The sequence below is a fragment of the Protofrankia sp. CiT1 genome (assembly GCF_917627335.1).
Lineage (GTDB): Bacteria > Actinomycetota > Actinomycetes > Frankiales > Frankiaceae > Protofrankia.
In genome coordinates this window covers 1-13,553 of the sequence record NZ_CAKJTP010000069.1, presented here as the reverse complement: position 1 = coordinate 13,553, position 13,553 = coordinate 1, and the positions used below count along the sequence as shown (strand labels likewise).

The 13,553-nt window shown below is 71.0% G+C and carries 10 protein-coding genes; 5 read left to right on the top strand and 5 right to left on the bottom strand.

The window, feature by feature from the left end; all coding sequences use genetic code 11:
- Positions 1 to 137: 137 nt before the first annotated feature.
- Both MJ785_RS12900 and MJ785_RS12895 read right to left on the bottom strand, forming a co-directional pair.
- Positions 138 to 1,016: an enoyl-CoA hydratase-related protein gene (locus tag MJ785_RS12900; protein ID WP_239310036.1), complete on the bottom strand. Its 879-nt coding sequence runs from the start codon at positions 1,014 to 1,016 to the stop codon at positions 138 to 140.
- A 4-nt stretch (positions 1,017 to 1,020) separates the two neighbouring features.
- Positions 1,021 to 1,854, bottom strand: a complete 834-nt coding sequence (locus MJ785_RS12895) for an enoyl-CoA hydratase/isomerase family protein (RefSeq protein ID WP_239310035.1) — start codon at positions 1,852 to 1,854, stop codon at positions 1,021 to 1,023.
- A gap of 119 nt (positions 1,855 to 1,973) precedes the next feature.
- On the opposite strand from MJ785_RS12895, the gene MJ785_RS12890 reads away from it, so the two are divergent.
- Entirely contained in the window at positions 1,974 to 3,161 is a 1,188-nt protein-coding gene (locus MJ785_RS12890) for a CaiB/BaiF CoA-transferase family protein (RefSeq protein WP_239310034.1), read from the top strand.
- Between the two features lie 344 nt (positions 3,162 to 3,505).
- The gene (locus MJ785_RS12885; RefSeq protein WP_239310033.1) at positions 3,506 to 5,581 is read left to right on the top strand and encodes a SpoIIE family protein phosphatase; all 2,076 of its coding nucleotides are present in this window, start codon (positions 3,506 to 3,508) and stop codon (positions 5,579 to 5,581) included.
- Positions 5,582 to 5,618: 37 nt separating this feature from the next.
- On the opposite strand, the gene MJ785_RS12880 is transcribed toward MJ785_RS12885, so the two are convergent.
- Entirely contained in the window at positions 5,619 to 7,610 is a 1,992-nt protein-coding gene (locus tag MJ785_RS12880; RefSeq protein WP_239381093.1) for a hypothetical protein, read from the bottom strand.
- A 203-nt stretch (positions 7,611 to 7,813) separates the two neighbouring features.
- Between MJ785_RS12880 and MJ785_RS12875 the strand changes: the two genes are divergently transcribed.
- Together MJ785_RS12875 and MJ785_RS12870 are read left to right on the top strand one after the other, a co-directional pair.
- The gene (locus MJ785_RS12875) at positions 7,814 to 8,263 is read left to right on the top strand and encodes a hypothetical protein (protein WP_239310031.1); all 450 of its coding nucleotides are present in this window, start codon (positions 7,814 to 7,816) and stop codon (positions 8,261 to 8,263) included.
- Between the two features lie 104 nt (positions 8,264 to 8,367).
- Positions 8,368 to 9,003, top strand: a complete 636-nt coding sequence (locus tag MJ785_RS12870; protein WP_239381091.1) for a DUF305 domain-containing protein — start codon at positions 8,368 to 8,370, stop codon at positions 9,001 to 9,003.
- Positions 9,004 to 9,101: 98 nt separating this feature from the next.
- Here the strand turns inward: MJ785_RS12870 and MJ785_RS12865 are convergent, their stop codons facing one another.
- On the bottom strand, positions 9,102 to 11,498 hold the full coding sequence (locus tag MJ785_RS12865) for a cation-translocating P-type ATPase (RefSeq protein ID WP_239310029.1): 2,397 nt from the start codon (positions 11,496 to 11,498) through the stop codon (positions 9,102 to 9,104).
- 296 nt (positions 11,499 to 11,794) lie between these two features.
- The gene (locus MJ785_RS12860; RefSeq protein ID WP_239310028.1) at positions 11,795 to 12,085 is read right to left on the bottom strand and encodes a metal-sensitive transcriptional regulator; all 291 of its coding nucleotides are present in this window, start codon (positions 12,083 to 12,085) and stop codon (positions 11,795 to 11,797) included.
- Positions 12,086 to 12,413: 328 nt separating this feature from the next.
- Here MJ785_RS12860 and MJ785_RS12855 point away from each other — a divergent pair.
- A partial coding sequence (locus tag MJ785_RS12855) for a glycosyltransferase 87 family protein (RefSeq protein ID WP_239381089.1) occupies positions 12,414 to 13,553 on the top strand: 1,140 nt, incomplete at its 3' end.

Here is a 13,553-nt window from a genome sequence, read left to right as displayed (position 1 = left end):
CGCCCGACAATAGGGGACGCGGCGTCGCGGGGTTGGGGCACGCGCCTGGCGTCATCGCTCCCCGTCCATCGCTGCGCGATGCGCGGGTACCCCGGCTCGTCGGTCGACGCCCCACACAGGGCGCCTCCCTCCGCTGGTCACTCCTCGAAGGAGGGGGTGGCCCACCACGGGTAGAAGCCGGGTAGGTCACGGCTGGGGCGCAGGGTGAAGGCAGGCGCCCGTTTCTCCCGGAACGCGGCCACGCCCTCGGGGACGTCGGCCATCCGGCCGAGCGCGAGCAGCGCCTGTGACTCCAGCCGGTTCGCCTCAATGGGATGATCGGCATCAAGAAGCTTCCACATCAGCTGGCGGGTGAGGGCGACCGACACCGCCGAGGTGTTGTGGGCGATCTCGATGGCGATCTCCCGCGCCCGGGGCAACACGTCGGCGGCGGGGAGCAGCTCGTGTACAAGGCCCGCCGCCAGCGCTTCCGCGGCCTGAAAGATCCGGCCGGTCACGGCCCATTCGACCGCTCTGGAGATCCCGACAATCCGCGGCAGGAAGAAGCTCGCGCACGACTCGGGGATTATCCCCCGCCGGGTGAAGGGCAGCCCGAAGCGGGCGTTGTCCGCGGCGATGCGCACGTCCATCGGAAGAATCATGGTGATGCCGATCCCGACCGCGGTCCCGTTCACCGCGGCGATCACCGGTTTGGGTAGATCGTAGATCAGCAGCGCCAGCTCCCCACCGACATCCCTGGTCCCGCCGCGCAACGGTTTGAAGTCCGCCGCCGCGGCGTCGTACCCGTCACCGCTGGACAGGTCGGTACCGGCTGAGAAGAAAGGCCCACTGCCGCCGGTGACCACGACCGCGCGCACGTCATCATCCGCCCCCGCCCGGGTAACGGCGTCGATCAGTTCGTCGAGGACCTGGTACGTAACGGTATTGCGCCGCTCGGGCCGGTTGATCGTAATCGTAGCGACATTCTCCTCGACGGCATAGAGGAGTTGTTCGTAAGGGTTCTGATCATATTCCACGGTATTACTCTCCGGTGAAAACGGGTTGGCGCTTCTCGACGAACGCGCGCATTGCCTCGCCCGAATCCGCCGTCATGGCGGCGAGGATCTGGGTCCGGTTCTCCAGCTCGATCGCCGGGGTGAACCCCGCGTCGAGGTTCGCCCACATGATCTTTTTGGTCATCGCCACCGCGAAGGGGCTGTTGGCGCAGACGGCCTCGGCGGTCTCCAGCGCGCTGTCGAGCAGATCCGCGTCGTCGACCATCCGGGAGACCAGACCAATGCGCTCCGCCTCAGCGGCATCCACCGGCCGGCCGGTAAGCATGATCTCAAAAGCGCGGGACGAGCCGACATGGCGGGGCAGGTGATAACTGATGCCGCACTCCCCCGCGGACAATCCGATCTTGACGGCGGCAACGTGGAAACGCGCCGAGACAGCGGCCAGCCGCACATCGGCGGCCAGCGCCAGCGCCATCCCGGCACCGGCCGCCGCGCCGTTGACCGCGGCGACGACAGGCTGCGGGATCGCACGGATGGTCCGCACCATCGCGGCGAAGGCCTCCTGCCCGCGCAGCCGCTCGGCCGGTCCGCGGGAGCGCCCCATCGCGCCCCGGACGTGCCCGGCGAGGTCCAGGCCGGCGCAGAAGGCGCGGCCGGCCCCGGTGAGCACGACCACGCGGGCCCGCTCATCCGCACCGAGCCGGGCGAGCGTGTCGGAAAGCTGCCCGACCATGCCGAAGGTGAGAGCGTTGAGCCGGTCAGGGCGGGACAGCGTGATCTGGGCAACCGACGGCCGGGGCCAGCTCACGACAACCGGTTTGTCAGTGTCTCCTGCGGTGTCTCCCGGTTCGCTGATCATCCCGCCTCCTGTGGCTACGCCGCCGCTGCCGCCGGGGGGCCGGCGGCACCGTATATCTCTATCATTTATTCAGATTAGTCAGCTGTACAACCGAGCCACCAGGACGAGGGGAGACGCTCATGACCGGGCCGCTCACGGGCGTGCGGGTGTTGGAGATGGCTGGCCTGGGCCCAGCGCCGTTCGGGGCGATGCTGCTCGCCGACATGGGCGCGGATGTCGTCCGGGTGGATCGGCTCACGCGCGCCACCACGGGCGGCGACTACGAGAAGAGCCGGCAGGGGGCCGACCCCCGCGGATACGCCATGAACCGCGGCCGGCGGTCGGTGGCTCTCGACCTGAAGAGCCCCGCCGGTACCGAGACGCTGCTCAGACTTGCGCAGAGCGCGGACGCGCTGATCGAAGGATTCCGGCCCGGGGTCATGGAACGCCTTGGGCTGGGTCCAGACGTCTGCCTTGCCCGCAACCCTCGGCTGGTCTACGCCCGGATGACCGGCTGGGGGCAGCAGGGCCCGCTCGCGCATACCGCCGGCCATGACATCACGTACATCGCCCTCGCCGGTGCCCTGAACAACTTTCGGCGGCACGGAGAGCGGCCGGTACCACCGCTCAGTCTCGTCGGCGACTTCGGCGGCGGCGGGATGCTGCTCGCGTTCGGTGTGGTCTGCGCTCTGCTGGACGCGCGTGCCCACGGGCGAGGCCAGGTGGTGGACGCGGCCATGGTGGACGGCACCGCCCTGCTCACGACCCTGTTCCACGGGCTGCTCGCCCAGGGGCGCTGGCGCGACGAGCCCGGCACGAACTTCGCCGACACCGGCGCCCCCTACTACGAGGTCTACGAAACCGCCGACGGCGGCTACATCGCGGTCGGTGCGCTGGAAGGGCCGTTCTACGACGAACTGATCCACCGCCTGGGGCTGTCCGCGGCCGACCTGCCGGCACGGGACGACCAGGCCCACTGGCCCGCGCTCAAGGAACGTTTCGCGGCCGTGTTCCGTACCCGGACCCGCGACGAGTGGGCCAGCCTCCTGCTGGCCACGGACTCCTGCGCCGCGCCGGTACTGTCGCTCACCGAGGCGCCGCGCCACCCGCACCTCCAGGCGCGGGGAACCTTCGTCGAACGCGACGGCGTGGTGCAGCCCGCGCCGGCACCACGCTTCAGCCGCACCCCAGCGGAACTCGGCGCGGTACCGCCACTGCCCGGCGAGCAGACCGGCGATGTGCTCGCCAGCTGGGGCTTCGCGCCGGACGAGGTGACGAAGCTGCTCGATACCGGCGTCGCCGGGGGGCCGGCTCCCTATTCCCGCTGAGCTCCCCGAGGTTCCCGCTGAGCTCCCCGAGCAGCACCTCCCCTGAGGTCTCCGAGCACGCGACAACCATGATCGCGTGCTCTCCGACCAGGGGCACCAGCGGCAAGGGTGCAGACCGCCACCCCGCTGGCACCAGTGATCGGGCTGCGGAACACACCCGCGACCGTGAGCAGAACCACCCTGGCGGTGGTGCCTCGCGGTAACATTGCGCCAAGATACTGGCCTGTTCCGTTCCCTTTGCTGAACGCACCTGAGGTCTCGTGGTTGACTGTCGAGCCGTGTCGACACCGCCGCCCGGTCCTGGGCGGACAAGCCATGATCTGCCGAGCGATCGCCGAGGCCCCATGGGCAGGACGGGTAACCGCGGCCAGTCAGCCCACTGCGACGCGCGGCCGCCCGCCGAGACCGTGGCACCAGCGTCCTGGCACGTTGACGGACCAACGCCGCTCGCGCCCGATGCCAACACTTTCGATCATCTACTGCTCGCGCTGGACGCCGCGTGCGTGGGTGTCTGGGACTGGGATGTCGCTGGCGAAACGCTGCGCTGGGACCGGCGTACCGCCGAGCTGCACGGCATCGACCTGGACGCCTTCGATGGGACGATGGAGGCGTTCCTGGCCCTCGTTCACCCCGGCGACGCGCCGAACATCCAGGCTCGGATCGCCATGGCGCTGGCGAGCGGTGGCTCCATCCTGGAGGAGTACCGGGTGATGCGCCCGGACGGCTCACACGCCTGGCTCCAGGGGCGCGGCCGGACAATCACCAACGCCACGGGCCAGATCGTCCGCCTGGCCGGAGTCTGCGCCGACACCACCGAGCTGCGCCACGAGCGCGAACAGGCCGGGCGCGCCATGCAGCACGTCAGCGACGGTGTGGCGGTGTACGACAACGAGGGCCGGTTCGTGTTCGTCAACGCGGTCGCGGGCCGGCTCCTCGGCCATGACCCGTCCGAGCTGCTCGGGAAACCGATGTGGGACGTGTATCCGGAGATAATCGGCTCGGCGTTCGAAAAACTGTACCTACAAGCCCAGCGGACGCAGGTCCCCGTGGAGTTCGAGGGATACTACGGGCCGCTCGCCGGCTATTTCGAAATCCGCCTGTTTCCCGCGCCGGACGGGATGACCGTGTACTTCCGCAACGTTGACGACCGTCAGCGCGCGGAGGCACAGCGTGCGGAGCTGATCCGATCACTGTCGTCGGCGCTGGACCGGGCCCGCAAGCTTTTCGACGTCACCGCCGCGCTCGGCCAAGCCCTGACCGTTCCGGACGTCACCGATGCCGTGGCTCGCTCCGCCCGTGACGACCTCGGCGCCGACGTCGCCGCGATCATACTGGTCGGTGAGGAGGGGCGGCTGTGCATGGTCGGCCCGACCACACAGTCCAAACAGGTCAACCGCGTCCTGGAACGGATCTCCGGCCGGGCGGCCACCGCCACCTCGGACGTCCTGCGCACGGCGCATGCCCGGTTCGACGCTTCCCGAGCGGAGTACCTGGCCGACTATCCCCATGTCGGGGCCCTCCTCGAGATGGCCGGGCTGGGCCGCGTGGCCCACCTCCCGATGATCATATCGGGACGGCCGATCGGGGTCATCCTGCTCGGGTGGGCATCCGAACAGATCTTCGATACCGATGAGCGGGCCTTCCTGACGACCCTGGCCGGGCATTGCGCCCACGCGATCGAACGGGCGCGGCTGTATGATCGACAGCTTTCGGTCACCGAAGCACTTCAACAGGCGATCCTGCCACGGCACCTGCCGACCGTGGCCGGAGTGGACCTGACCGCCCGATACCTGCCGGCGGGCCGTGACGTCGACGTCGGCGGCGACTGGTATGATGCGCTGGCGCTCCCGGACGACTCGCTCATGCTGATCGTCGGCGACGTCGGTGGCCACGGGCTACGCGCGGCCACGGTCATGGCCGAGCTCAAGCACGCGGCGCGCGCCTACGCGATGCTGGGGCAGTCCCCCGCCGCGATCACTGGCCAGCTGTCGGCCAGCCTCACGGCTTCCGGCTCGGAGGTCTACGCCACCGCGGTGGTCGTCTGCCTCAACGTCACCAACCAGATGCTGACCTGGTCATGCGCGGGACATCCCCCACCGCTGGTGCTCGACGGCGCCAGCCCGGCCTTCCTGGAGGAAGTCCACGGCCCGATCCTCGGTGCCGTGGACAACCTCGTCTACCGGCAGGACACCATGGCCCTGCCGCCAGGCGCACGTCTGCTGCTCTACAGCGACGGGCTGGTCGAGCGCCGGGACACCTCCATATCCGACCGGCTCGACTTCCTGTCGGCCGTCGCCGCCGGCGCCAATACCATGGGCCTGGACGCAGCGTGCGACCGGCTGCTGGACGAGGTGGCCGGACCCAGCGGCCGGGAGGATGACCTGTGCCTGCTCGCCGCTGACCTTCTCGACATTCGCTGACCGGCGGGCCGGCCCCCGCGCCCGGAGGTGAAACGGGTCAGCCGCCGTGGGCGTGCCACCACCAGGATGCGGTCACGAGCAGGACGTACGCGGCGACCACCACAAACCCGAATCCCGGTGCGCGCGTCACCTGCCGGCCAAGCCGCGCGCCCGTGCTCGTACCCGTACCCGTGGCCGCGGCTCCCGCGACAGCCCGCGCACGCAACGTCATCATCGCGGCGCCGGTCCGCTCCGTCTGTTCCCGCCGGCCGGGGGACTCCCCCACCGGCGCGAACGGCCCGACCGCCACCACCGTTGCCGGCTCCCAGGCCAGGACAAGGCGGTCACCGACAAGCCGAGCGCCGTGCAGGCGCCCCCAGGCCACGCTGTGGACGAACATCGGGCCGCGGACCGTCAGCCTGCGCTCATCGAGGATGACGGACCGGCCGGTGGCAAACAGCCCGTTGGCCAGCAGAACGCCCCCGAGCCATACCGCGGGTACGACGTCCAGCCCCAGCAGCACGGCGATCGGAGCACCGAACAGCCCACCACCCAGCGCCGTCGCGCCGGCCGCCCGGTACCTGCCCGGTCCTCGCAGCACGGTGGGCAAAGCGGGCACGGCCGCGTCGGCGTCGCCCGCCGGTACGGGGCGGCCGGGCAAGCCGTATCCGGTGGCCGTGCCACCGGTACCACCGGCCGGGTTGTCGTCCCCGCCCGGCCCGCGTTGGGCTGCCCGGAGGCCACGGCCGCCCCGCAGCAACCGCCACCAACTGCTCGGCGGTGAGCGGAACGTCCGCAGCGGGGCAACGGGCAGCAGCACATCAGCACCACCGGCGGAGTCCCCGACGGCATAGTCCCCGATGACAAAGGCTGGCCAGGCGTCATCGTGCAGCCCGCCGACAAGCATGGCGGGAGAGGCTGTGACGGCGTCGTCGACCTCACCCCGCCAGGCCCGCCCGAACGCCCGTTCATCGGAAAACCCGCCGGATTCACCGCGCCCATGAAGATCACCAGCCTGGCCGGGCTCATCGGAGCGGCCAGCGCCAACCTGCCCTGGCCCAGCCGCGCTGGCCGCGCCGGCCGCCCAACGGACGGGGACGACCGCGAGCGGCCGTTCTCCGCGCACGTCGTCCGCGGCGTAGACGAGCACCGCGCCACGCTCGTCTGTCATGATCCTTACGTGGATGCCCCGGTGCCGACCGGTCACAAGACCGCGACGGGCACGCCATCCCACCCACTCCCGCGACATCAACGCGGCCGCGATCGCCGCCGCGGCGAACCCGCCGGCGGCCCACCCGGTCGGGTCGTCCGGTTCGGCCAGGAGGCGGACCCAGCCGGGATCACCTGGATCGGTCCGGACCGGCACGGACGAGCCTGTCGGATAGCCAGCCGTGTCGGCCACCGCCAGGGTGCGGCGCGCCCCCGACGCGAGAACGACTGTGATCTTGCCTTTGCCCACCGCGACGATCTGGACGCTCTGCACCTCGGCCGCGGCGAGGTGACGGTCCTCGACAGCGCCCAGGTGGGCGTACCAGGCATACAGTCCAGCTGCCATGACGGTGAATGCGGCCACGGCCAGTAACCGAGAGCGCCGGAGGCCGCCGGGCCGGACCCACCCGAGCAGCACGCGCACACCGGCCAAATGATCAGTGATGGCCCGCTGGCCCACGCGCACCCGAACCAGCCAGGCCGCGACCGCGGCGCATGCCATCCCATACCCGACAAGTACGACGCTGGCAGGACCCCTGGTGTCGACGAGCACGTCCGCGACACAGAACACGATCCCGGCCGTGCACCCGGCCGCCGGCGACCACCACAGCAGCACCGGGACGCCCAGCAGACACACCCCGAGCAGCGCCGAGCCCAGATCCGGGCCGCAGTCACCCGGGTGAGCGACCGAGCAGGCAGGAGCGTCACCGGCCGTCGCGGCCAGCGCCGCGGCGAACCAGGCACAGATCAACGCTGGAAGCACCCAGGCAGGGATCCGCGCGGCCCACCAGAGGGCAGCCCCTCGCCCGTCCAGCGAGGCCGCCCGCGGGTTCGTTGACACGTCCGCCCCTCCCGCACAACCCCACGCGCCGGTGCGCGGAGTCAGCCGCTGAACATACCGCCTTCCCCGAAGGCACCTCCGGCCCTTCCCCGGGCAGCATCGAATGGATCAGATCGGGCCTTCTCCCACGGCGTAGCCCGCGGTGAGGCACACTCACAAGCGTGCGGACGGGATCGGGAGCGGTACGGGCCAGGCCGTGGCGTGTGATCGCGGTGCTGCCGTTGCTCCTCCTGGGCCTGCTGGTGATGCACGGTGGGCTGGGAGGGCTGCCGCCCAGCTCCATGGCTCACCTGTCCGCGGCCCACCCGCTCATGTCCCACCCATCGATGGCGGACGCTGTCGCGCAGACCGCCGCTGTCGCGCAGACCGCCCGGACGCGGGCCGCGGGGTCACCCGACTGCCCGGACCGGGGCGCGCCAGACGGGCCAGCGGGGCACAACACCCATCCGGGCCCGCTGTGCGGTGCCTTTCTCCGGGCGTCCACCACGATCGATCTACTGCTCCAGTTCGCCGCTTTCGCCGGGTGGCTGTTGGCCGCCGCGGCCGCCGGACAGCCGGCAGCCGCCGGTCGGGGTACGGGATGGCGTGGGTTACCCCGTGCCTGGAGACCTCAACCGCCCGATCCTGCCGCTCTCTGCGTGCTTCGTCTGTAGACCGGCTCGCGGCATGACCGCGTCCGCGCTGCCGTGTCTCGCGACGGGTCATGTCCGCTGTCCGGACATCCGCCTACTGACGATCACGTAAGGACCTCATTGCGATGAAGCGTTTTCTGCCGCTTCTGGCCGCGCTGCTCAGCGCCATGGTGCTGGCCGCGTGCGGCACCGGCAGTTCCCCAGCCAGCTCCACCACGCATTCCGCCGCCGCGTCATCCAGCACGTCGGCAAACAGTGATCACAACGCCGCCGACGTCACGTTCGCCCAGGGTATGGTCCCGCATCACCAGCAGGCTGTTGACATGGCCGACCTGGCGTCGGCCCGGGCCGCCAGTGAGGAGGTCCGGTCATTGGCACGGACGATCCGAAGCGCCCAGGATCCCGAGATCACGACGATGACGGGCTGGCTGCGGAGCTGGGGCGAGCCCACGGCCACCCCGCGGAGCGGGAGCCACGGCATGGGCATGGCTCCGGCGTCGAGTGCCGCCATGCCCATGATGTCGATGATGCCGGGCATGATGTCAGCCGACGACATGGCGGCGATGACAGGCGCCAGCGGTCCTGGGTTCGACCGCATGTTCCTCACGATGATGATCATTCATCACGAGGGCGCGATCAGCATGGCCAGGGCCGAGGAGCAGAACGGCCGCTATGAACCGGCCAAGGAGCTCGCGCGCGGGATCCAGGCCAGCCAGTCAGAAGAGATCACGACGATGAAGACATTGCTCGCGAAGCTGTAGCCCCGCCGGCTACCGGCGGCGCGGGACCGTGCCGCCGGTAGCCAGGCAGTCGGTAGCCGGGCACTCGATAGCCGGGCAGTCGGTAGCCGGGCAGTCGGTTACCGGCCGCCGGCGGCCGTGGCATCGACGGTGGGCCTCCGCTGGTCTGCCATCCGGGCTGCCGTGACGCCCGGCTCGCCGGTCGCGGGACCACCGACGGGCTGGAAGCGACGCAGCCGCAGGCTGTTCGAGACCACGAACAGGGAGCTCAGCGCCATCGCCGCACCGGCGATCAGCGGGTTGAGCAGACCCGCGGCGGCGAGCGGCAGCGCGGCGATGTTGTAGGCGAACGCCCAGAACAGGTTGCCCTTGATGATGGCGAGGGTGCGCCGTGCCAGGCGGATGGCGTCGACCGCGGCGCGTAGATCCCCGCGGACGAGAGTGAGGTCGCCGGCCTCGATCGCGGCGTCCGTTCCCGTTCCCATGGCCAGACCGAGATCGGCGCAGGCGAGCGCGGCGGCGTCATTGGCACCGTCCCCGACCATCGCGACGACCCGGCCCTGTGCCCGCAACCGGGACACGACGTCGGCCTTGTCCGTGGGAAGCACCTCGGCGATCACTTCGTCGATGCCGACCTGGCCGGCGACGGCGCGGGCGGCGCGGGTGTTGTCGCCGGTGAGCAGCACCGGGGTCAGGCCGAGGGCACGCAGCCCGCGGACCGCGTCGGCCGAGGTGGGTTTGACGGTGTCGGCAACGACGAGCACCGCGCGGGCGGCGCCATCCCAGCCGGCGAAGACCGGTGTCCGACCGGCCTCCTCAGCGGCCCGTGCCGCCAGCTGGAGCTCGTCCGGGACACGTAGCGACTCCTCGGCCAACAGGCCCCGGCGACCGGCGACGACCGTGTGCCCGGCCACGACCGCGCGCACACCGAGGCCCCCGAGGGCGGTGAAATCCGCCACGTCCGCCATCGCCGGCAGGTCACCGAGGCGTTCCCGCGCGGCGCGGGCGATCGCCTGGCCGATCGGATGGCCGGAGGCGTCCTCGACCGCGCCGACCAGCCGCAGCACCTCGTCGGGGTCAGTGCCGGGCGCAAGAACAAGATCGACAAGGTTCATCCGCCCAGTCGTCACCGTCCCTGTCTTGTCGAGCACGACGGTGTCAATCCGCCGGGTCGATTCCAGCACCTCCGGCCCCTTGATCAGGATGCCGAGCTGCGCGCCCCGGCCGCTGCCGACCAGCAGGGCGGTGGGGGTGGCGAGGCCGAGCGCACACGGGCAGGCGACGATCAGGACCGCGACAGCGGCCGTGAACGCGGTTGCCACCCCGGCGCCGAGCGCGAGCCAGACCGTGAGGGTCGCGACCGCAAGAATGATCACAAAGGGAACGAAGACGGCGCAGACCCGGTCAGCGAGCCGTTGAACCGCGGCCTTGCCGCTTTGCGCATCGACGACGAGCTTCGCCATCTGCGCGAGCCGGGTGTCCGCGCCGACCCGGGTCGCGCGGACCAGCAGCCGGCCGCTGGCGTTCAGCGTGGCACCGGTGACCGCGTCGCCCACCGTGACGTCGACCGGTACTGATTCGCCGGTGAGCATGCTCGCGTCGACCGCGGAGGCGCCTTCCTCGACCACTCCGTCGGTGGCGATCTTCTCGCCGGGCCGGACGACGAAACGGTCGCCGACAGCGAGACGCTCGACCGGGACCCGCTGCTCCCGCCCGTCGCGCAGGACCGCGACGTCCTTCGCCCCCAGCTCCAGCAGGGACCGCAACGCCGCGCCGGCCCGGCGTTTGGCCCGTGCCTCGAAGTACCGCCCGGCAAGGATGAACGTCGTCACCACCGCGGCGGCCTCGAGGTAGATGCTGTTCGCGGCGCTGTCCCGAGTGGCGAGGAGGGTGAACCGCATCGTCATGCCGCGGTCGCCGGCATGACCGAGGAACAGGGCGTACAGCGACCAGCCGAACGCCGCGAGCGTGCCGGTCGAGATCAGCGTGTCCATGGTCACCGCGCCGTGCCGCAGGTTCCGCCACGCCGCGTGGTGGAACGGGAGCCCTCCCCCCAGCACGACCGGCGCGGCCAACGCCAGCGACAGCCACTGCCAGTTGTCGAACTGCAGCGCGGGCACCATCGCGAGCAGCAGCACCGGCAGGCTCAGCGCGGTGCAGCTGACCAGCCGGGCCCGCAGCGGGCCGGTCTGATCCATCTCGGCTGCCGCGCCGGTCTCGCCAGCGGCACGCGCCGCCGTGTTCCCCGGCCGCGCCGGACGCCGCGTTTCCGGCTGGGGTACGGACGCGCGGTAGCCAGCCTTCTCCACCTCGGCGATCAGAGCCGCCGTGGTGAGCCGACCGGGATAGACGACCCGGGCCCGCTCGGTGGCGTAGTTGACCGCGGCGGTCACACCGTCGATCTTGTTGAGCCGCTTCTCGATACGGGCGGCGCAGGACGCGCAGGTCATCCCCCCGATCGACAGGTCGATCTCCCCGAGGTCGACGGGATGCGCAGCGTCCGCTGTCGCGCTCATCGTGCATCTCCTTTGTTGCCGGTTGCTCGTACGGCGTGTTTCGGAAGCCGTGGTTCGCTCCGGGAGCCGGACAGCTGACTTCCGGAACACGCCTCAGTGGTCGGCGCTGGAAGTCCTTCGGGGGCTGTCGGATGCCAGGTGGATGCGTCGCGAGGCGGAGGAGGCCCCGGTAGCGGTGTTCTACCGGGGCCGACGAGCCGGGGTACCCGTGCATCGCGAAGCGATGTGCGGGGAGCGATGAAGCGAGGCGCCGCCTGACGCCGGCAGGCCCTGGATGCACTTCCGGCGCCGACCACTTAGGACCGGAGCAGGCGAGCGATCGCCTCCGAGGCCTCTTGTACCTTGCGGTCGGCCTCGTCGCCGCCGGCCGCCGCGGCCCCCACGACGCAGTGCGCCAGGTGCTCATCCAGCAGGCCCAGCGCCACCGCCCGCAGCGCCCTGGTCGCCGCCGAGACCTGGGTCAGGATGTCGATGCAGTACTCCTCCTGCTCAACCATCCGTTGCAAGCCGCGGATCTGGCCTTCGATGCGCCGTAACCGCTTACGGTAGTCGTCCTTGTTGCCGATGTAGCCGTGGGCCACGCCCATCTGTTCTTCACCGCACCCTCACCATCCGCTACCCCCTCGGGGTATCACAGGGCGGACCGTATACCCCCCCAGGGTAATAGGCAAGTGGATGGGACGACGTGGCCGGCATGCCGGCGCCACCGCCGGGCGGCGGTCGGGCGAGCCGAGCTCTGGACGCCCCACCGCGCGTTGACGCGGTCCCGGAACCGGCGGCGTGTGCCCCCTCACCGCGGCATGCGCAACGATGTCGAGGACGTCAACGGGCGAGGCGGGCGTGGTGTTCACATGTCGCGGGTACTGGCAGGCTGCGGGCGCTGAACGTTTTCAGCGGACGACGATCGGCGCTGGCGTGAGTAAGCCTGGGGGGGCTGCCGCGCTCGCGGCCGTCGTGGCCGCGGTGTGGCTGGTCTACATCGTGCCGCTCCCGCACTATGACATCGAGGTGTTCCTGCGTGCCGGCGGCGCCGTCGGGCATGGCCGCGACCCCTATCCGCCGCCGGGTTCCGCCGAGATCTCCTCGGGCTTCGCCTACGTCTATCCCTACCTGGTCGCATTCGGCTTCGTCCCGCTGTCGTGGCTCGGCCGCTACGGGGCGCTCGCGTTCATCGCGCTCTCGGTCGCGGCGCTGATCGCCGCGGCCCACCTCGCCGGCGCGCGGGAGGCCCGGACCTACGCGCTGGTGGTGATGGCGTCCTGCACCATCACCGGCCTACAGATGGGGACGCTCAACGCCGTGCTCTTCCTCGGTCTCGCCGCGCTGTGGCGCTGCCGCGACCGGCCGGTCAGCGCGGGGATGATCGCGGCTGCCGTCATCTACGCCAAGCTGTTCCTGGCACCGGTCTGGCTGTGGCTGGTGCTGACCCGACGGGCCACAGCGAGCGCGGTCGCCGCGGTTGCCGTCACGGTGCTGTTCGCCCTGGCCGAGCTCATCAGCCCGGTCGGCACCCGCGCCTACCTGGGTATGCTCACAGTGCTCAGCCGCACGGAGGCCCCGATGGGGCTCAGCCTCACCGGCCTGCTGGTCAACAGCGGTCTCGGCTTCACCATGGCCAGCTGGATCGCCCGGGTGGCGGCGCTCGGCCTGCTCATCGCATGCTGGCTGCGCATGCGACACACGGCGGACGAACGGACGCTGTACGCGGGCACGCTTGCCGCCGCGCTCGTGGCGTCACCGATCATCTGGAGCCACTACCTGCTGCTGCTCGTCGCTCCGCTGCTCGTCATCGCACCCGCGCCCGATGCATCCGGGTCCCGTCCGCCGCTGGTCGTCTTCGCCGTCGCCAGCTGGTTCGTCGTCACCCCGCACCGCAGCGGCCCAGCGGGATTCGCCGTCGGTGGCGTGCTGCTCACGCTGCTCGCGGCTCCCGTGCTCAGCACCGCCGGCCCGGGACTGGCCCGCCGCGCGACGGCCATGGTCATGGCCATGACCAGGACAGCCTCGGCCGGGACGGTCTCGGCCGGGACGGTCTCGGCCAGCCCCGGGCCCGCC

Excerpts from the sequence above, each read along its gene's own strand:
- MJ785_RS12865 (WP_239310029.1), bottom strand. The coding sequence starts at position 11,498 with ATGAGCGCGACAGCGGACGCTGCGCATCCCGTCGACCTCGGGGAGATC.
- MJ785_RS12885 (WP_239310033.1), top strand. The coding sequence starts at position 3,506 with ATGGGCAGGACGGGTAACCGCGGCCAGTCAGCCCACTGCGACGCGCGG.
- MJ785_RS12870 (WP_239381091.1), top strand. The coding sequence starts at position 8,368 with ATGAAGCGTTTTCTGCCGCTTCTGGCCGCGCTGCTCAGCGCCATGGTG.
- MJ785_RS12895 (WP_239310035.1), bottom strand. The coding sequence starts at position 1,854 with ATGATCAGCGAACCGGGAGACACCGCAGGAGACACTGACAAACCGGTT.
- MJ785_RS12890 (WP_239310034.1), top strand. The coding sequence starts at position 1,974 with ATGACCGGGCCGCTCACGGGCGTGCGGGTGTTGGAGATGGCTGGCCTG.
- MJ785_RS12860 (WP_239310028.1), bottom strand. The coding sequence starts at position 12,085 with ATGGGCGTGGCCCACGGCTACATCGGCAACAAGGACGACTACCGTAAG.